This is a genomic window from Mycobacterium appelbergii (assembly GCF_032883035.1).
In the GTDB taxonomy this organism is placed as follows: Bacteria; Actinomycetota; Actinomycetes; order Mycobacteriales; family Mycobacteriaceae; genus Mycobacterium; species Mycobacterium appelbergii.
This window is the reverse complement of sequence record NZ_JAMQTH010000003.1, coordinates 181,509-200,234: the sequence shown is the minus strand read 5'-3', so window position 1 is coordinate 200,234 and position 18,726 is coordinate 181,509. Positions and strand designations below refer to the sequence as shown.

General features: G+C 67.2%; 21 protein-coding genes. 16 read left to right on the top strand and 5 right to left on the bottom strand.

The features are described from left to right. The first annotated feature begins 4 nt into the window (after positions 1-4). Positions 5-448: a nitroreductase family deazaflavin-dependent oxidoreductase gene (locus M1247_RS08245; protein ID WP_317155801.1), complete on the top strand. Its 444-nt coding sequence runs from the start codon at positions 5-7 to the stop codon at positions 446-448. 72 nt (positions 449-520) lie between these two features. On the opposite strand, the gene M1247_RS08240 is transcribed toward M1247_RS08245, so the two are convergent. Continuing rightward, positions 521-1,384: an NmrA family NAD(P)-binding protein gene (locus M1247_RS08240; protein WP_317155800.1), complete on the bottom strand. Its 864-nt coding sequence runs from the start codon at positions 1,382-1,384 to the stop codon at positions 521-523. A gap of 89 nt (positions 1,385-1,473) precedes the next feature. Continuing rightward, the gene (locus M1247_RS08235) at positions 1,474-2,673 is read right to left on the bottom strand and encodes a thiolase family protein (RefSeq protein WP_317155799.1); all 1,200 of its coding nucleotides are present in this window, start codon (positions 2,671-2,673) and stop codon (positions 1,474-1,476) included. A 96-nt stretch (positions 2,674-2,769) separates the two neighbouring features. On the opposite strand from M1247_RS08235, the gene M1247_RS08230 reads away from it, so the two are divergent. Next, positions 2,770-3,240: a winged helix-turn-helix transcriptional regulator gene (locus M1247_RS08230; protein WP_317155798.1), complete on the top strand. Its 471-nt coding sequence runs from the start codon at positions 2,770-2,772 to the stop codon at positions 3,238-3,240. Here the strand turns inward: M1247_RS08230 and M1247_RS08225 are convergent. Beyond that, positions 3,237-3,614: an MmcQ/YjbR family DNA-binding protein gene (locus M1247_RS08225; RefSeq protein WP_317155797.1), complete on the bottom strand. Its 378-nt coding sequence runs from the start codon at positions 3,612-3,614 to the stop codon at positions 3,237-3,239. The two genes, M1247_RS08230 and M1247_RS08225, sit on opposite strands and share 4 nt — an antisense overlap. Positions 3,615-3,637: 23 nt before the next feature. Between M1247_RS08225 and M1247_RS08220 the strand changes: the two genes are divergently transcribed. Next, positions 3,638-4,561 carry a DUF389 domain-containing protein gene (locus tag M1247_RS08220; RefSeq protein ID WP_317155796.1) on the top strand — a complete coding sequence of 308 codons (924 nt, stop codon included), beginning with the start codon at positions 3,638-3,640 and terminating at the stop codon, positions 4,559-4,561. A 13-nt stretch (positions 4,562-4,574) separates the two neighbouring features. Here M1247_RS08220 and M1247_RS08215 read toward each other — a convergent pair whose 3' ends face one another. Continuing rightward, positions 4,575-5,318 carry a GAP family protein gene (locus tag M1247_RS08215; protein ID WP_317155795.1) on the bottom strand — a complete coding sequence of 248 codons (744 nt, stop codon included), beginning with the start codon at positions 5,316-5,318 and terminating at the stop codon, positions 4,575-4,577. Positions 5,319-5,478: 160 nt separating this feature from the next. On the opposite strand from M1247_RS08215, the gene M1247_RS08210 reads away from it, so the two are divergent. The 4 genes from M1247_RS08210 to M1247_RS08195 all read left to right on the top strand — a co-directional run bounded on the left by M1247_RS08210 (position 5,479) and on the right by M1247_RS08195 (position 8,590). Further along, positions 5,479-6,312: a DUF3097 domain-containing protein gene (locus M1247_RS08210; RefSeq protein WP_317155794.1), complete on the top strand. Its 834-nt coding sequence runs from the start codon at positions 5,479-5,481 to the stop codon at positions 6,310-6,312. Positions 6,313-6,361: 49 nt separating this feature from the next. Beyond that, on the top strand, positions 6,362-7,687 hold the full coding sequence (locus M1247_RS08205) for a replication-associated recombination protein A (RefSeq protein WP_317155793.1): 1,326 nt from the start codon (positions 6,362-6,364) through the stop codon (positions 7,685-7,687). Positions 7,688-7,763: 76 nt separating this feature from the next. After that, complete coding sequence (locus tag M1247_RS08200; RefSeq protein ID WP_317155792.1) at positions 7,764-8,120, top strand: ArsR/SmtB family transcription factor; 357 nt, start codon at positions 7,764-7,766, stop codon at positions 8,118-8,120. Next, a complete protein-coding gene (locus M1247_RS08195; protein WP_317155791.1) occupies positions 8,117-8,590 on the top strand; it encodes an SRPBCC family protein in 474 nt (157 codons plus the stop codon). The genes M1247_RS08200 and M1247_RS08195 overlap by 4 nt, the downstream gene beginning before the upstream one ends. A 41-nt stretch (positions 8,591-8,631) precedes the next feature. On the opposite strand, the gene M1247_RS08190 is transcribed toward M1247_RS08195, so the two are convergent. Continuing rightward, entirely contained in the window at positions 8,632-9,255 is a 624-nt protein-coding gene (locus M1247_RS08190; protein WP_317155790.1) for a hypothetical protein, read from the bottom strand. A gap of 117 nt (positions 9,256-9,372) precedes the next feature. Between M1247_RS08190 and M1247_RS08185 the strand changes: the two genes are divergently transcribed. The 9 genes from M1247_RS08185 to aroB all read left to right on the top strand — a co-directional run bounded on the left by M1247_RS08185 (position 9,373) and on the right by aroB (position 18,725). Beyond that, entirely contained in the window at positions 9,373-9,813 is a 441-nt protein-coding gene (locus tag M1247_RS08185) for a secondary thiamine-phosphate synthase enzyme YjbQ (protein WP_458695198.1), read from the top strand. Positions 9,814-9,887: 74 nt separating this feature from the next. After that, a complete protein-coding gene (gene alaS, locus M1247_RS08180) occupies positions 9,888-12,584 on the top strand; it encodes an alanine--tRNA ligase (protein ID WP_317155789.1) in 2,697 nt (898 codons plus the stop codon). Positions 12,585-12,617: 33 nt separating this feature from the next. Next, on the top strand, positions 12,618-13,112 hold the full coding sequence (gene ruvX / locus M1247_RS08175) for a Holliday junction resolvase RuvX (protein WP_317156164.1): 495 nt from the start codon (positions 12,618-12,620) through the stop codon (positions 13,110-13,112). Beyond that, a complete protein-coding gene (locus tag M1247_RS08170) occupies positions 13,105-14,349 on the top strand; it encodes an endolytic transglycosylase MltG (protein WP_317155788.1) in 1,245 nt (414 codons plus the stop codon). Before ruvX ends, M1247_RS08170 begins: the two co-directional genes overlap by 8 nt. Then, positions 14,339-15,163: a shikimate dehydrogenase gene (locus M1247_RS08165; protein WP_317155787.1), complete on the top strand. Its 825-nt coding sequence runs from the start codon at positions 14,339-14,341 to the stop codon at positions 15,161-15,163. Before M1247_RS08170 ends, M1247_RS08165 begins: the two co-directional genes overlap by 11 nt. A gap of 49 nt (positions 15,164-15,212) precedes the next feature. Then, positions 15,213-15,638: a prepilin peptidase gene (locus tag M1247_RS08160; RefSeq protein WP_317155786.1), complete on the top strand. Its 426-nt coding sequence runs from the start codon at positions 15,213-15,215 to the stop codon at positions 15,636-15,638. Positions 15,639-15,698: 60 nt separating this feature from the next. Beyond that, positions 15,699-16,925 carry a chorismate synthase gene (gene aroC, locus M1247_RS08155; RefSeq protein WP_317156163.1) on the top strand — a complete coding sequence of 409 codons (1,227 nt, stop codon included), beginning with the start codon at positions 15,699-15,701 and terminating at the stop codon, positions 16,923-16,925. Beyond that, positions 16,925-17,617 carry a shikimate kinase gene (locus M1247_RS08150; protein WP_458695197.1) on the top strand — a complete coding sequence of 231 codons (693 nt, stop codon included), beginning with the start codon at positions 16,925-16,927 and terminating at the stop codon, positions 17,615-17,617. Before aroC ends, M1247_RS08150 begins: the two co-directional genes overlap by 1 nt. Continuing rightward, positions 17,610-18,725 (top strand): 3-dehydroquinate synthase, encoded by a 1,116-nt coding sequence (aroB, locus tag M1247_RS08145; protein WP_317155785.1) that lies wholly within the window; start codon positions 17,610-17,612, stop codon positions 18,723-18,725. The genes M1247_RS08150 and aroB overlap by 8 nt, the downstream gene beginning before the upstream one ends. Position 18,726: the final 1 nt, after the last annotated feature.

Sequence of the window (18,726 nt, the reverse complement as noted above, 5' to 3'; positions counted from 1 at the left end):
AGGAATGACAGAGATCGACAAAGAAAAGCTGCTGGCCGACGCCGGCGCCCTGGAAGAGTTCAACCGCGACATGGTCGAGAAGTTCCGTGCCAACGGCGGCAAGGCCCCCGACTTCGGTGGGGATCTGCTGCTGCTGCACACCACGGGCGCCAAATCGGGAAAATCCCGGCTGTCGCCGCTGGCGTACCTGACCATCGACGGCAAGACACTCATCATCGGGTCGTATGCGGGCGCTCCGAAGGATCCCGCGTGGGTGCACAACTTGCGGGCCAACCCGACGGCGCATATCGAGATCGGGACCGAGTCCTATGACGTGACGGCTCGCGAGTTGCCTGACGACGAACGGGATGCCACCTACCCGAAGGTCGCCGAGGCGGCGCCGGTGTTCGCCGAATATCAGGCCAACACCACCCGGGCGATCCCACTTTTCGAGCTGATCCGGACTTAGTTGCGCCGAACGTGGGCTTGTGTGCGAACTTTCGCAGGAATGTCGCACACAAGCCCACGTTCGAGCGGAGATCTACTCAAACAGTGAGCGGTGTTCGTTGATGAACTCCTCGACTGTGCTGAGACGGTGTCCGATTATTGTCGGCGCTGCGTCGGTGACGCCGGCGAGGCGTCCCTCTTGCTGGTCGATGGTCACTGCCTCGAAGTGCCGGAGCTTGGCCGTGTCGTCGGGCATGCCGAGCAGGTCGAGGAACGTCGTCACAGTGGTTCGCTCGAAGTGGACGTCCTTGGCGAGGACGCGGCTGACCTCGGCGGCCAGTTCCCGGTGGCTGTACTCGACGGGCCCTGTCAATGTGTACCTGCGGCCGCCATGATCCGCGGGTTCGGTCAGGATGGTGGCGGCGGTCAATGCGATGTCCCGTCCCGAGATCGGGGCGAAGCGGCTGTCGGCGTCAAAGGGCATGACGTAGCGGCCCTGTCTGATCAACTCGGCGATGTACGTCAGCCATTCCATGAAAAAGGTGACCCTCAGGTGGGTGGTGGGAACGCCTGACCAGTCGAAGACCTGCTCGGAGAGCCAGTGGTTCTGCGTCGCCTTACTCCGGGCCTGGGGGCGCGACTGGATCTGCGACATGTTGACGATCAGTTCGAGACCTTGCTCTCTGGCGGCCTGGGCGAACATGACCGCCGATTCGACGAGGCCTTCCCCGACCGGGAAGTTGAAGTAGGCGCGCTGCACGCCGTCGACCGCTGCGCGGACATCGCGGAACGTGAGCGAGTCGCCGACGATGACTTCGGCACCCTCGTCGCGAAGGCGTTGGGCCCGAACGTCCTCTGTGCGGACCATGGCCCGCACCTGTAGGCCGTTCTTGAGCAGATACTCGACCATCGGGCGTCCCGTATCGCCGTTGGCGGTTGTCACCAGGATTCTTGTCATAGCAGCGCCCCTTTCACCGGAACTGCATTCCCGGTCGTTGCCGTCGCAATTTAACGACCGGGAATGCAGTTCCGCGGCAATGTAGTCGGCTACAGCCGCTCGATGATCGTGGCGTTGGCCATCCCGCCGCCCTCACACATCGTCTGCAACCCGTAGCGGCCGCCGCGCTGCTCCAGCGCATTGACCAGGGTGGTCATGATCCGTGCTCCGCTGGCGCCCAAGGGGTGACCGATGGCGATGGCGCCGCCGTTGACGTTGGTGCGGGCGAGCAAGTCCGAACCCGCGGCCCCGCCCAGTTCCTTGGCCCACGCCAGCACGACCGGCGCGAACGCCTCGTTCACCTCGAATAGATCGATATCCGACAGCGTCAAACCCGCACGCGCCAAGACTTTCTCGGTCGCCGGGATAACACCGGTCAACATGTAGAGGGGATCGGACCCCACCACGGTCGTGGTGTGAATTCGGGCCAACGGCTTCAGACCCAGCCGCTTGGCCGTCTCGCCGCTGGTGATCATCACCGCCGCGCTGCCGTCGGACAGCGGCGAGGAATTACCCGGGGTGATCTCCCAGTTGATCTGTGGGAAGCGGGCCGAATAGGCCTCGTTGTAGAACGCCGGTTTGAGCCCCGCCAGGGTCTGAACCGAGGTCCCTGGCCGGATGATCTCGTCGGTGGACAGCCCCGCGATCGCGGCCAGCTCGCTGTCGAACAGGCCGTCCTTGGTTGCGCGGGCGGCTTTTTCATGGCTACCGGCCGAGAATTCGTCGAGCTGGGCGCGAGACAGATCCCACTTGGCGGCGATCAGTTCTGCGCTGATGCCTTGCGGTACCAGACCGTCCGCGTACCGTTCGGCAAATGCCAGGCCGAACGGATCACTGCCGGGTAGCACCGAGGTGCCCATCGGGACCCGGGACATGGATTCCACACCAGCGGCGATGACGATGTCATAGGCCCCTGCGAGCACACCCTGTGCGGCGAAACTGATGGCCTGTTGCGAACTTCCGCACTGTCGGTCCACCGTTGTGCCGGGAACCGTTTCCGGGAAACCGGCGCCGAGCAACGCATTGCGGGCGATGTTGACGGCCTGGTCGCCTACCTGGGTCACCGCGCCCGCAATCACGTCGTCGATCTGGACGGGGTCGACGCCGGTGCGCTCGACCAGTTCCCGCAGACTGTGCGCGAGCAGGTCTGCCGGCAGCACGCCGTGCAGCGCTCCGTTGGCCTTGCCCTTGCCGACGGGGGTACGGACGGCCCCCACGATGACTGCGTCCCGGCCTGCATATCCGGTCATCTCTGCCTCCTGCTGCTCACCGCTGAGTATTCTGATCTGTACCCAGATATAGCACCTGGGTATAGTTATAACAACTCAGGTAGGAGGTTGATTCCGTTGGGCATGCTGCAGGGCGCGCTGGCCGACCGGGACGCCTGGTCGGCGGTGGGGCATTGCCCGATCGAGAAGACGATGGCGCTGGTCGGAGCCAAATCGGCGATGCTGATCATGCGTGAGGCCTATTACGGCACCACGCGATTCGAGGACTTCTGGCGCCGGGTCGGCGTGACCAAGGCCGCCGCATCGGCGCGACTGACCGACCTCGTCGACGCCGGTCTGCTGGAGCGCAGGCCTTATCAGGAACCGGGCCAGCGCAGCCGTGACGAGTATGTGCTGACCCAGGCCGGCACCGATTTCATGCCCGTGGTGTGGGCGATGTTCGAGTGGGGGCGCAGGCATGTGCCGACCCGTTCCCGATTGCGCCTGGCGCACGAGGGCTGCGGCGCAGAGGCCACCGTGGAGATCCGTTGTGAACGGGGGCACCTGGTCGCGCCCGACGAGCTCGTCGTCCGGACTGACCAGGGCTAGCGGTCAGCCAGAAACGCCTTCGCCAGAGTCCGGGGCGCCTGAACCAGCCATGCCTCGGTGATCAGCTCGGTCAGTTCGGGCACGTCGATCGCCCCGAGCCGCGCCAGCACGGAGGGATAGCCGTCGAAGTGTGGAGTGGTGAAGTAGACCGCAGGCTTGTCGGCGATCAGGGCAAATTTCACCCCTTCGTCGGGGACCCGGGCTCCGAGAATGTCCCCGTCAGGTGCGGCGTCGCCCAGCGCCATGTAGTCGGCCTTGCGTAGCGGGCGCTCCCACACCACCAGCTTTTTGCGCACCCGCCAGGCGCGTGGCGTCGCCTCGTTGGTCTCGGGAAGACCCGCCGCGATGCGGGCCACGTCAGTCCAGTCGGCCACACTCGGAACGCTACTCTCGGCCCGTGCTGCATCTACGCGTGATCGCGCCGGCCGACCTGCGCGAGCCGGTGCTCAACGTGCTGGACCGCGAACCCGGCGTCACCCACATCATCGTGCACCCTGGCGCCGCGGTGGAACCCGTCGGCGACGAGATCACCGCCGATATCGCCAGGGAGGCCGCCAACGATGTGGTGGAACGGCTGAAATCCCTTGACGTGCACCATTTCGGCGCCATCACCATGGAGGTGCTGGATACGGTGCTCTCCAGCACCGCCTATCACGCCGAGGACGAGGCCAAGGGGGATGGCGCCGACGCGGTGATCTGGGACGAGTTGGTCTCGCGGACCCGCGACGAGTCCAGCCTGAGTGTCACCTATCTGATGTTCCTGTGTATCGCGTGCCTGCTCGCCGCGATCGGCGTGGTGACCGATTCCCCGGTCACCGTGGTGGGCGCCATGGTGGTGGGCCCGGAATTCGGCCCGCTCGCGGCCCTCGCGGTGGCCCTGGTGCAACGCCGGATGTCGCTGGCGCGCCGCGCCGCCGCAGCGCTGCTGATCGGTTTCCCGCTGGCGATGGCGGTGACTGCGCTCGCCACGCTGGCCTTCGAAGGGCTCGGCTGGGTGACGTTGTCCAGCACCAGGGAACTCAACCAGGTGGACTTCATCTTCCAGGTGGGCCCGTTCTCGTTCGTCGTCGCACTGTTGGCCGGCGCGGCGGGAATGTTGTCGTTGGTGTCGGCGAAATCAGCGGCACTGGTTGGCGTGTTCATCTCGGTGACGACGGTGCCCGCAGCCGGTTTCGCAGTCGTGGCCGCGACGGTCGGGGACTGGGACGTCGCCGGCAAATCCGCGCTGCAGCTCGCCGTGAATCTGATCGGGATCACGATGGCAGGTGTGCTCGTGCTGGCGGTCTACCGCCGTGTGAGGAGCGCCCCGGCCCGCACCTGACCGCGGCATCATCTCAGAGATGGCTGATGCCCAGGCCGACAAAGAACACGCCGACCGCACCCGCGATCACGGCTATCACCAGCCGCTGGTGGCTCTTCATCGCGGCGTAGATTCGCTCCACACCTGAACGCGTCGCCTCCGGAGCGATCCAGAAACTGAGGATGGGTAGCAGCGCCGCGGCGAATGCCACCACATTGAAGGCGACCAGGGCGGCCATCTTCTCGCCGACCGCCGCACCCGAGGTGAGTGCCGCCGCCATCGCGGCCAGGTAATACGGGGTGGGGAAACCGTTGCTCAGGCCGAGCAGTGCAGCCGCCCACGCGGACTCGCCGCGAAGCGCGGCCTTGATCCCGTTCGGCAGTTTCGAGATGACGGGCAGGGAGTCCAGCGTCGGTGGAGCGGGCGTGGTGGTCGTACCTGTACCGACAGCAACTACCGCACGCCGTCCCCGGATCCGGTTGAACAACCTCTCCAGCAGGCCGGTCGCGGCTAGCAGCGCGATCAACCCCGCCACCAGGCCGATGGCGATCTCGGCCAGGGGCGGCATCGTCCGGCCGCCGTCGGCTTCCTTGAAGACGAACACCACCGCAGCCCCCACCGCGATGTTCGCGGCGAATCCGACCGCGAAAAACGGGAGCAGCAGTCGCATCGGCCGGGGTCGCGACAGCATGTAGGCGACCACACCGATGCGTAGAGGATCGGCTGCCGCCACGACAGCCAACACCAGCACCGTGCTCCACATGGCGGGCAGCCCCATCCCTTCGATCAGTTGTCTCCTGCTGAATTGAACCAGTGCCCGCCGAACTGCCTGCTGGGGGCACGTGGGGATGTCCCGATCCGACCGCCGTTGCTAACAGCACGGTCACGATGGCATGTCGCAAACTCGGCGCGCTCTCGGCGTTCCTAGGATCGCCCGGGTGAACGATCGCTACGGCCCTGACATCCTGGCCCGAAACCCGCACACCCCGAAGAGGATCCGTTCCACTGAGCAGTCTGCGGACAAGGGCTTGGTGGTCGAGGACGCGCAGAGTGGTTTTGTGGGCGCAGTGGTGCGCATCGAGCAGGCGAGGGTGGACCTGGAGGATCGCAACGGCCGTGTCCGGTCCTTCCCGATGGGGCCGGGATTCCTGGTCGACGGCAAACCCGTCATCCTGACCGTCCCGAAGCGGGCGGTCGCACCGGCGCGTACGGCATCGGGTTCGGTCGCGGTACCGGGTGCCAAGGCCAGGGTGGCGCTGGCCAGCCGGATCTACGTCGAGGGTCGTCACGATGCGGAGCTGGTCGAACAGGTGTGGGGCGCCGACCTGCGCATCGAGGGCGTCGTCGTCGAGTATCTCGGCGGTGTCGACGACCTGGCCGCCATCGTCGAGGAGTTCGCGCCGGAGCCGGGACGCCGCCTCGGCGTACTCGTCGACCATCTGGTCAGCGGGTCGAAGGAGGCCCGCATCGCCGATGCGGTTCGGCGGGGCCCCGGCGGCGAACACACACTCGTGGTGGGGCACCCGTTCATCGACATCTGGCAGGCCGTCAAGCCGGCCCGGCTCGGAATCGAGGCCTGGCCCGTCATCGGCCGCGGCACCGACTGGAAGCACGGCATCTGTGATGCGCTGGGCTGGCCACACGCCGAGCAGGCCGATATCGCCAGGGCCTGGCAGCGGATTCGCGGCCGTGTCCGGGACTGGAACGACCTCGAGCCCGCGCTGATCGGCCGTGTCGAAGAGCTCATCGACTTCGTGACCGCGCCTGCATAGCCGCCCGGCCCTGCCGCCTGTAGTCGTGTCGGCGTGGTATGTGTGAAGCGTGTCCGACAGCTTGTTCGATCTACCCGGCGATGGGGCGGGGTCCGGCCTGGAAATTCCGGCGTCGGCCCCGCTGGCGGTGCGGATGCGTCCGGCCGGTCTGGACGAAGTCGTCGGGCAGTCGCACCTGCTGCAGCCCGGCTCACCGCTGCGCAGGCTGGTCGAGGGCTCCGGTGCGGCGTCGGTCATCCTCTACGGCCCGCCGGGCACCGGCAAGACCACGCTGGCATCGCTGATCTCCCAGTCGACCGGGCGCCGGTTCGAGGCGCTTTCGGCATTGTCGGCCGGCGTCAAAGAGGTGCGCGCGGTCATCGACGTGGCCCGGCGGTCGGCCATGCACGGCGAGCAGACCGTGCTGTTCATCGACGAGGTGCACCGGTTCTCGAAGACTCAACAGGACGCGTTGCTCGCCGCGGTGGAGAACCGGGTGGTGTTGCTGGTCGCCGCGACGACCGAGAATCCGTCGTTCTCGGTGGTGGCGCCCCTGCTGTCGCGATCGCTGATCCTGCAGTTGCAGCCGCTGACCGCCGAGGACATCGGCACAGTGTTGCGACGGGCCATCACCGACCCGCGGGGTCTGGGCGGTGCGGTGGAGGTGACCGACGACGCCGTCGACCTGATGGTGCAACTCTCGGCCGGTGATGCGAGGCGAGCCTTGACCGCGCTGGAGGTCGCCTCAGAACCCGGCGAGCGCGTCACCGTCGAGACGATCGAGCAGTCACTGGACAAGGCCGCCGTCCGATATGACCGCGACGGCGACCAGCACTACGACGTGGTCAGTGCCTTCATCAAATCGATCCGGGGCTCCGATGTCGATGCCGCGCTGCACTATCTGGCTCGGATGCTCGTGGCGGGGGAGGACCCGCGGTTCGTGGCCCGCCGGCTGATGATCCTGGCCAGCGAGGACATCGGCATGGCCGACCCGGGTGCGCTGCAGACCGCGGTGGCCGCGGCGCAGACGGTGCAGCTCATCGGGATGCCGGAAGCACAGCTGACCTTGGCTCACGCGACGGTGCACCTCGCCACCGCACCGAAATCCAACGCCGTGACCAATGCACTGGGTGCGGCGATGAATGACATTCGCGCGGGTAAGGCGGGACTGGTGCCGCCGCATCTGCGGGACGGTCACTACTCTGGCGCCGCCAAGCTGGGCAACGCCGTCGGTTACCGCTACTCCCATGACCATCCCGATGGTGTTGTGCCACAACAGTATCCACCGGACGAATTGGTCGGCGTCGACTACTATCAGCCGACCGCCCGCGGCGCCGAACGGGAGATCGGCACCAGGCTGGACAAGCTGCGCGCCATCATCCGCCGTCGGCGCTGAAAATCCCCTTGACCGCGGCGTCGTGACGTTCTACCTTGGTAATCAACCAAATGATTGATCAAGCAATAGGTTGACAATGGAACCCGGTGAGGACGATGAAGAGCTGGATCGCGCCTTTCTGGCACTCGCCGACCCTGTGCGACGAGCGATCGTGGCGCGGCTGTCCCGTGGCCCGGCCACCGTCAACGAGCTGGCGGCGCCGTTCGGCATCACGAAACAGGCTGTATCCAAACACATTCAGGTGCTCGAACTGGCGCATCTGGTCACCCGGACCCGTGATGCGCAGCGCAGGCCGGTGCACCTCGACGCCGCTGCGCTGGAGAGGCTGACCGCATGGATCGACCGCTATCGGCTCAACGCCGAACGCAGCTACCGCCGGCTTGACGACCTGCTGGTGACGATGACCGAAACCGCACAGGAGGAAGAGAAATGACCCACGCACTGAACCTCACCGTCCCCGTCGACACGCTGGCCATGGAGTTCACCCGGGACTTCGACGCTCCGGTGAACGCCCTGTTCCGCGCCCACGCCGAACCGGACCTGGTCAAGCAGTGGCTCGGCCCGCACGGCATGGAGATGGAGATCGAGCACTGGGACTTCCGCACCGGCGGGGGATACCGCTACCTCCACCGCGACGACAACGGTGAATACCGGTTCAACGGTGTGTTCCACACGGTGCGTCCCGGTGAGCTCATCATCCAGACGTTCGAGTTCGAAGGTGCTCCGGACATGGTCAACATCGAATTCATGCGGTTCGAGGACCTCGGCGGCACCAAGGGCCGGCTGCGCGGCCGGTCGATCTGCCCGAACACCGAGGCCCGTGACGCCCTGCTGTCCTCGGGCATGGAGCGGGGCATGACCGAGGGCTACGAACGCCTCGACGCGCTGCTACCGACCCTGTAACCGCTGCAGTGGTCCCGGCCATCATGGGCCGGGACCGTCGGTCAGACCATTTCCGGTACCCGCAGGTGTGCGAGTACCAATTCGAACTCGCCGACGTCGAGTTGGTCTGCGCCCAGGTCCCGCAGCCGGGCGGTGCGCAACGATCGGGCTTGATCCCGATTGCGGTCCATTGCGTCCTGGCTGTCGAAGGTGACCGAGGACACGGCCCGGCCGGAGGTCCGATCCAGCATCAGGCTGGCGCTGCAGAAGCCGTCGAGCTCTGCCAGGGAGGGCACCACCGAAGTGCGGTAGAAGTCGATGGCGCGGTCGTACTGGCTGGGGCGTGCCTGCAGCCAGGTGGCCCGCACACACGCGCTCTGGCCGGCCGGCTGGTGCCGGTGCACCATCGCGATCTCCCACTCGTCGAGCGTGGCGCTGCCGGCGAATACCTCCACCGCGCGATGGCGGATCGGCGCGACCTGGGCGGCACTGGCCTGCATCGCCTCCTGCGACCGCCAGGCCGAGGTGGCGATGCACCGACCGGATTCCCGATCCACGATCAGTGACAGGCCGACACACCCGTCGACGTCCTCCAGAGCAGGCATGACCTCATCACGGATGTGGGCGATACCGGCGTTGATGGCCTCGGTGTGCGCCGTCGTGATCGTGGTAGAGCGTGCGAACACGATCCACCCCCTCCTTCTCTGGGGCGGCGCCCCGGTGGCGCCACCGGTTCATCCCCTACCTTCCTCCGCCGTTCCGCGGCTGGCAATGGGGTGGGACGGGCCTCGTAGGCTGGGGATATGGACACCGAAGTGATCGATGTCGACACCTCGCGTCGCCGCGTCGTCGATCTCACGGACGCGGTGCGCGAGTTCTGTGGCTCACGCCGGGACGGCCTGTGCAACGTGTTCGTGCCGCACGCCACGGCGGGGGTGGCGATCATCGAGACCGGGGCCGGCTCCGACTGCGACCTGGTCGATGCCCTGGAACGGTTGTTGCCGCGCGACGACCGCTACCGGCATGCCCACGGTTCGCCCGGTCACGGCGCCGATCATGTGCTACCGGCCCTGGTGTCGCCTTCGGTGACGATGCCGGTGCAGGCCGGCCGTCCCCTGCTGGGAACCTGGCAGAGCGTGGTGCTCGTGGACCTCAACCGGGACAACCCGCAGCGTTCGGTGCGCCTGAGCTTTCTGGCGGCCGCAACGGTGCAGGTGCGGCAGGGGCCGGACGCTGACCGGTAATGTGAGGCGGTCGAATTAGTGCGGCTCACCGCCGACCCATCAATATCCACCCACAACGCGAGGACATCAACGACGTGCAGACACACGAGATCAGGAAGCGCTTCCTCGATCACTACGTGAAGGCGGGTCACACCGAGGTGCCCAGTGCTTCGGTGATCCTCGACGATCCCAATCTGCTGTTCGTGAATGCGGGCATGGTGCAATTCGTGCCGTACTTCCTCGGTGCGCGTACGCCGCCGTGGGACCGTGCCGTGAGCATCCAGAAGTGCATCCGGACGCCGGATATCGATGAGGTGGGCATCACCACCCGCCACAACACGTTCTTCCAGATGGCGGGCAACTTCTCCTTCGGTGACTACTTCAAGCGCGGGGCCATCGAGCTTGCCTGGACCTTGCTGACCAATCCGGTCGCCGAGGGTGGTTACGGTTTCGATCCCGAAAAACTGTGGGCGACCGTCTATCTCGATGACGACGAAGCCATCGAGTTGTGGCGCGAGGTGGCCGGTCTGCCGATCGAGCGGATCCAGCGTCGCGGCATGGCCGACAACTACTGGTCGATGGGCATCCCCGGGCCGTGCGGGCCCTCGTCCGAGATCTACTACGACCGCGGCCCCGATTACGGCGTCGAGGGCGGGCCGGAGGCCAACGAGGACCGGTACATCGAGATCTGGAACCTCGTTTTCATGCAGAACGAGCGCGGCGAGGGCACCTCCAAGGAGGACTTCGAAATCCTCGGCCCGCTGCCGCGCAAGAACATCGACACCGGCATGGGCATCGAACGCGTGGCGTGCCTGCTGCAAGGTGTGGACAACGTCTACGAAATCGACCTTCTCCGGCCGGTCATCGACCGCGTGGCCGCCGTAGCGCCCCGTGCCTACGGTGCAGGCAATCACGACGACGACGTGCGGTACCGCATCATCGCCGATCACACCCGCACCGCGGCGATCATCATCGGTGACGGGATCAGCCCGGGCAACGAGGGGCGCGGGTACGTGCTGCGGCGGTTGCTGAGACGCATCATCCGCGCGGCCAAGCTGCTCGGGGTCGAGCAACCCATCATGGCCGACCTGATGGCGACCGTTCGGGACGCCATGGGACCGTCGTACCCGGAACTGGTCGAGGACTTCGACCGGATCCAGCGCATCGCGGTGGCGGAGGAGACCGCTTTCAACCGCACCTTGGCGTCGGGGTCACGGCTGTTCGAGGACGCCGCGGACGCGACGAAGCGCTCCGGAGCGACCGTGTTGTCCGGATCTGACGCGTTCACCCTGCACGACACGTACGGGTTCCCCATCGAACTGACCCTCGAGATGGCCGCCGAGGCCGGTTTGTCGGTGGATGAGGCCGGTTTCCGGACGTTGATGACCGAACAACGGCAGCGCGCCAAGGCTGACGCGGCGGCCCGCAAACAGGCACACACCGACCTGTCTGCTTATCGCGAACTGGTCGACGGGGGTCCTACCGAATTCACCGGATTCGACGAATTGACTTCCGAGGCACGGATTCTCGGGATTTTCGTGGATGGCAAGCGGGTGCCGGTGGTAACCCATGGAGGCGACGGGGGTGCCGCCGGGAGAGTCGAGCTGATCCTGGACCGCACGCCCTTCTACGCCGAGTCCGGCGGTCAGATCGCCGATGAGGGCGCCATCAACGGGACAGGCTCCTCCGAGACTGCCAGGGCGGCGGTCACCGATGTGCAGAAGATCGCCAAGACACTGTGGGCGCACCGCGTCAATGTCGAGTCCGGCGAATTCGTCGAGGGTGACACCGTCGCCGCCGCCGTCGACCCGAAGTGGCGTCGCGGCGCCACCCAGGGCCACTCGGGCACCCACATGGTGCACGCGGCGCTGCGAGAGGTGCTGGGGCCCAACGCCGTCCAGGCGGGATCGCTGAACCGCCCCGGATATCTGCGGTTCGACTTCAGCTGGCAGGGTGCGTTGAGCGAGGATCAGCGCTCGCAGATAGAAGAGGTGACCAACCAGGCCGTCGAGGCCGACTATCAGGTGCACACCTTCAACACCGAGTTGGACAAGGCCAAGGCCATGGGGGCGATGGCGCTGTTCGGTGAGAACTATCCCGACGAGGTGCGCGTCGTCGAGATCGGCGGCCCGTTCTCGCTGGAACTGTGCGGTGGAACGCACGTGCACAACTCGGCGCAGATCGGCCCGGTGACGATTCTGGGGGAGTCCTCGGTCGGATCCGGAGTACGTCGGGTGGAGGCCTACGTCGGGCTGGAGTCATTCCGGCACCTCGCCAAAGAACGCGCGTTGATGGCCGGCCTCGCGTCGTCACTGAAAGTGCCGTCGGACGAGGTTCCCGCCCGCGTCGCCAACCTGGTCGACCGGCTCAAAGCTGCCGAGAAAGAGTTGGACCGCGCCCGCCTGGCCAACGCCAGGGCCGCCGCGGCGAATGCGGCCGCCGGCGCCGAGGTCATCGGTAAGGTCCGTGTGGTGGCGCAGCGAATGGCGGGTGGCATGTCCGCGGGTGATCTGCGCAGCCTCGTCGGCGACATCCGCGGCAAGCTCGGCAGTGACCCCGGGGTGGTCGCGCTGATCGCCGAAGGTGACAACGATTCGGTTCCGTTCGTGGTGGCCGTCAACCCTGCTGCCCAGGACCTCGGGTTGCGCGCCAACGATCTGGTGAAGCAACTGGGCGCTGCGGTCAACGGGCGCGGCGGTGGAAAGGCCGATCTGGCACAAGGTTCCGGTAAGGGGGCGGCGGGTATCGACGCGGCATTGGCCGCGCTGCGCGCTGAGTTAGACCGGAGTTAACCCGTGGCCGAGTTCCCAGCTGTCGAGGAGCGGATGCCGGATCGCCCAGGTGAGGACGACCCGGGACGGGGTCGCAGGATCGGCATCGACGTGGGCACCGTTCGCATCGGGGTGGCAAGCAGCGACCCCGACGGCATTCTGGCCACGCCGGTCGAGACCGTGCCGCGGGACCGACGGGACCGCTCTGGCAAACACCTGCGGCGGTTGGCGGCGCTGATCGGCGAATACGAAGCCGTCGAGGTCGTCGTCGGCCTGCCGCGTACCTTGGCAGACCGTGCCGGATCCTCGGCCCATGACGCCATCGACATGGCAGGCCTGTTGGCCCGCCGGATCACGCCGATACCGGTGCGACTGGCCGATGAGCGGCTCACTACTGTTTCCGCGCAGCGGTCGCTGCGGGAGGCGGGGATTCGCGCGAAGGGGCAGAAGTCGGTGATCGACCAGGCAGCTGCGGTCGGCATTCTGCAGAGCTGGTTGGACCAGCGGCGCGCGGCCCTGGCGGCGCGCAGAGAGGGCACGGATGGCTGAGAAGTGGGGTGCCGATCGGGCGCAACCCGTTGCGGTGGGTCCACCGCGACGCGGGATGAGTCGCGCCGACCGGGTACGGCAGGCCCGCAGCAACCGGAAGCGACGCATCACCAGGGGCTTATCGCTGGCACTGCTCGTGGTGGTGGCTGTCGGTGCCGTCTTCCTGGGCTCCAAGCTGTGGCACAGCATGTCCGGCACCGGCAGTGACTACGCCGGAGATGGGGTGGCCGACGTGGTCATCCAGGTTCGCGACGGCGACTCCACCACCGCGATCGGTAAGACCCTGCAGGACCACAAGGTCATCGCCACCGCGAAGGTGTTCGTCGACGCCGCACAGGGCAACGAAGCAATCTCGGCCATCCAGCCCGGGTTCTACAAGATGCGAACCGAGATCTCTGCAGCGAACGCCGTTGAGCGGCTTGCTGATCCGCAGAACCGGGTGGGGAAGTTGACCATTCCCGAAGGACGCCAGCTCGACGACATCGCCGATGTCAAGACGAACGACGTCACCGAGGGCATCTTCACCCTGATATCGCAGGCGTCGTGTGTGGAACTCGACGGCGAGCAGCGTTGCGTATCCCCCGATGACCTGCGCGCGGTCGCGGGCACCGCGCCGCCTGCCGCGTTGGCCGTGCCGGATTGGGCTGCCGGACCGGTCGGCGCGATGGGCAAGGATCACCGCCGTCTCGAAGGTCTGATCGCACCGGGCACCTGGAACGTCGACCCGGCGGCCCCCGCGCAGGACATCCTGTCCACGCTGATCGGCGCCAGCGCCGTGCTCTACACCCAGGGTGGACTTCTCGACACCGCGGCGGCGATGCACATGTCGCCGTACCAGATCCTCACCGTGGCCTCCCTCGTGCAGCGTGAGGCCAAGCCGCAGGATTTCGCCAAAGTGGCCCGGGTGATCTACAACCGTCTCGCCGAACACCGCACCCTCGAATTCGACTCGACCGTGAACTATCCACTGGACCGGCAGGAAGTCGCGACCACCGACGGTGACCGCGGCCAGATGACACCGTGGAACACCTACGTGCGTGAGGGCCTCCCGCAGACCCCGATCTGCTCACCGGGCGCCGACGCCCTGGTCGCCGCGGAGCACCCGGCGGCCGGGGACTGGTTGTACTTCGTCACCGTCGATCTGCAGGGCACCACCCTGTTCACGCGGGACTACGAACAACACCTGGCGAACATCGAACAGGCGCAACACAACGGTGTCCTGGACAGTGCCCGATAGGCGGCCCGCCGCTGTGCCCGCCAGGCGGGCCGCGGTCCTCGGATCGCCGATCGCGCATTCGCAGTCCCCGCAACTGCACCTGGCCGCATACCGGGCGCTGGGCTTGACGGACTGGACCTATGACCGCATCGAGTGCACCGCCGAGCAGCTGCCTGCCCTGGTGAGCGGGCTCGGCCCGGAATGGGTGGGCCTGTCGGTGACCATGCCCGGCAAGTTCGCCGCGTTGCAGTTCGCCGATCAGCACACCGACCGGGCGCAACTCGTGGGTTCGGCCAACACCCTGGTCCGGGTCCATGGCGGTTGGCGGGCGGACAACACCGACGTCGATGGCGTCGTCGGCGCGTTGGGGTCGGCCCACGGTCACGCGGTTGTGGTGGGCTCGGGGGGCACCGCTCCGGCGGTCGTGGTCGGATTGGCAACCCTTGGGGTGCAACGGATCACCGTGCTCGCCCGAAACCGGGACAAGGCGGCCCCGTTGGTGGAGCTCGCAGGCCGGTGTGCGGTGCAGGGCACCTGGCGCGATATCGGCGGGCCTGAGCTCGGCGCGATCGTGGGGGACGCCGACGTGGTCGTCAGCACCATTCCCGCCGAGGCTGCCGCTGCGTACGCGCCGTCGCTGGCGGTGGCGCCGCGGCTGCTGGACGTCATCTACAACCCGTGGCCGACACCGCTCGCGGCAGCCGTCGAGGCAGCAGGGGGGCAGGTGATCAGTGGTCTGCAGATGCTGCTGCACCAGGCTTTCGCGCAGGTCGAGCAGTTCACCGGCCGGCAGGCCCCAAGGGACGTGATGGCCGCTGCGCTCTCCGATGGTTGATCTCGAATTGGTGCGGGCGGCGGCGACCGGGCGCCCTTAGCCTCGATGAGTGGGGGGACTCGGCGGCATCGCCGCGCTGGCGTGGCTGGCCGCGCTGACCGGTTATGACATCGCCCAGCGACGGTTGCCGAACTGGCTGACGGTGCCCGGCGCTGTCGTCATCCTCGGCACTGCCGCACTCACCGGTCGGGGCGGCGCCGCGATGGCCGGGGCGGGGGCACTGGCGGCCCTGTACCTCGTTGTGCATCTGGTCTCGCCGGGCGCGATGGGCGCAGGCGACGTGAAACTCGCCGTCGGGGTCGGCGCGCTGACCGGAGCGTTCGGCGTCGACGTATGGGTGTTGGCGGCACTGGGTGCACCGCTACTCACTGCCGCTGTCGCGCTGGGCGCCGCGTGGCGTGGCGTACCGACCGTGCCGCACGGACCGTCGATGTGCGCGGCAAGTGCCGCCGCGGTGGCGCTGGTGGCGCTGTGACCGCCATCGCGATGACCACGGATTACCAGCGGCAAAATCCGACGTGGGACAATGGCAACCGTGTTGCGTTGGACCACAGCTGGTGAATCCCACGGTCGTGCCCTGGTGGCCATGCTCGAAGGCATGGTCGCAGGTGTGCACGTCACATCGGACGACATCGGCGCTCAGCTGAAGCGTCGGCGGCTCGGCTACGGCCGCGGTGCGCGGATGAAATTCGAGCAGGATCAGGTCTCCATGCTGGCCGGGGTGCGTCACGGCCTCACGCTGGGTGGACCGATCGCCATCGAGATCGGTAACACCGAGTGGCCCAAGTGGGAGACGGTGATGGCCGCCGACCCCGTCGACCCCGCAGACCTCGATGTCGCACGCAACGCGCCGCTGACCCGGCCACGCCCCGGCCATGCCGACTATGCCGGGATGCTCAAGTACGGCTTCGACGATGCCCGCCCGGTGCTGGAACGCGCCAGCGCCCGGGAAACCGCTGCCCGCGTCGCCGCGGGCACAATCGCCCGGGCGTTCCTCAAACAGGCCCTCGGTGTCGAGGTGATCTCGCACGTCATCTCGATCGGCGCCTCGACGGCCTATGACGGTCCGTCACCGCGGGCGGCCGATCTGACCGCGATCGACGACAGCCCCGTCCGCGCGTACGACAAGGACGCGGAGTCGTCGATGATCGCCGAGATCGAAGCCGCCAAGAAGGACGGCGACACCCTCGGCGGCGTCGTGGAGGTCGTCGTCGAAGGCTTGCCCGTGGGACTGGGGTCGTTCACCAGCGGCGACAGCCGACTCGACAGCCAGCTCGCCGGCGCGGTCATGGGCATCCAGGCGATCAAGGGCGTCGAGATCGGCGACGGTTTCGAAACTGCCCGGCGCCGCGGCAGCGTCGCCCACGATGAGATCTACCCGGGCCCTGACGGTGTGGTGCGTTCCACCAACCGGGCCGGTGGTCTCGAAGGCGGTATGACCAACGGCCAACCGCTGCGCGTGCGCGCGGCGATGAAGCCCATCTCGACGGTCCCGCGGGCACTGGCCACCGTCGACATGGCCACCGGCGACGAGGCGGTCGCCATTCACCAGCGTTCCGACGTGTGCGCGGTGCCTGCGGCAGCCGTGGTCGTCGAGACCATGGTCGCGCTGGTGCTCGCGCGGGCCGTGCTGGAGAAGTTCGGCGGAGATTCATTGGCGGAGACCCGCACCAATGTCGATGCCTACCTGCGCGCGATCCGCGCGCGCGGCGAGAACCCGCCGGATGGCGCGCACGAGCCGGCCGCGCGGGCCCTGGGCTGATGGCACCCCGGGCGGTACTGATCGGCCTGCCCGGCTCGGGCAAGTCGACGATCGGCCGCCGGTTGGCCAAGGCGCTCGAGTTGACGATGCTCGACACCGACATCGCGATCGAGGAGACCACAGGACGCACCATCGCCGACATCTTCGCCACCGACGGTGAGCAGGAATTCCGCCGTATCGAGGAGGAGGTCATCCGCGCGGCGCTGGCGTCTCACGACGGTGTGCTGTCGCTGGGCGGCGGAGCCGTCACCACACCCGGGGTGCGGGAGGCACTGGCCGGGCACACGGTGGTCTACCTGGAGATCAACGCCGCCGAGGGTGTGCGCCGGACCAGCGGAACCGCGGTGCGGCCACTGCTGGCCGGAGGCGATCGCGCGGAGAAGTTCCGCGCGCTGATGTCTGAACGGGTCCCGATCTACCGTCGTGTGGCCACGGTGCGGATCAACACCAATCGCCGCAACCCCGGCGCGGTGGTGCGCACCATCGTGTCGCGGCTGGAGAATCCCCAGCCGCAGAAACCCGGGGCCGGTAAGCCGCGGCGTCGTCGGCGCCCGCCGTGGCGACGCGGCCCGGTGCCGAAACAGAATTCGGAGCGCAGCACCACTGCCACAGCGGATTCCAAAGCCGATTCGACAGCCAAACCCACCCCCGCGGCCCTGGCCGCGCGCAACGCGGAGCGACACAATGACTGACCCGGTAATCGTCGACGTACTGGTGGACCGGCCCTACCCGGTGATCATCGGTACCGGGTTGCTCGCCGAGTTGGGGCGTGCGCTCGAAGGTAGACACAAGGTCGCCATCCTGTACCAGCCGGTGCTGGCCCAGACGGCCGAAGCCATCCGAAGTCACCTGTCCGACAACGGAATCGATGCGCACCGCATTGAGATTCCGGATGCCGAGGCGGGCAAGGAGCTGCCGGTGGTCGGCTTCATCTGGGAAGTCTTGGGCCGCATCGGGATCGGGCGCAGGGACGCCGTGGTCAGCCTCGGCGGGGGAGCGGCCACCGACGTCTCGGGCTTCGCCGCCGCCACCTGGCTACGTGGCGTCGACATTGTGCACGTGCCCACCACCCTGCTCGGCATGGTGGACGCGGCAGTCGGCGGGAAGACCGGCATCAACACCGACGCAGGCAAGAACCTGGTCGGCGCGTTTCACCAACCCGCCGCCGTGCTGGTCGACCTCGCGACGCTGGAAACGTTGCCGCGCAACGAGATTGTGGCGGGTATGGCCGAGATTGTGAAAGCCGGATTCATCGCGGACCCGGTGATTCTCGATTTGATCGAAGCCGATCCGGAGGTCGCACTCGACCCCACTGGCGCCGTATTGCCGGAGTTGATCCGTCGGGCCATCGCCGTCAAGGCCGAGGTCGTGGCAGCCGACGAGAAAGAGTCCCAGCTGCGCGAGATCCTCAACTACGGCCACACCTTGGCGCACGCCATCGAACGGCGGGAGCGCTACAAGTGGCGCCACGGCGCGGCGGTCTCGGTGGGGTTGGTGTTCGCGGCCGAACTCGGCCGGCTGGCCGGCCGACTCGACGACGGGACAGCCGACCGGCACCGCTCGATCCTGACCGCACTCGGCTTGCCGGTCAGCTACGACGGCGATGCGTTGCCGCAACTGCTGGAGTACATGGCCGGTGACAAGAAGAACCGGTCGGGAGTATTGCGGTTCGTGGTGCTCGACGGGCTCGGCAAGCCGGGCCGGCTGGAAGGGCCCGATCCGTCACTGCTGGCGGCCGCATACGCGGAAGTGGCGCGCGACCCCGATGATCAAGGATCCCGCGCCACCCTGTTGAACTGAG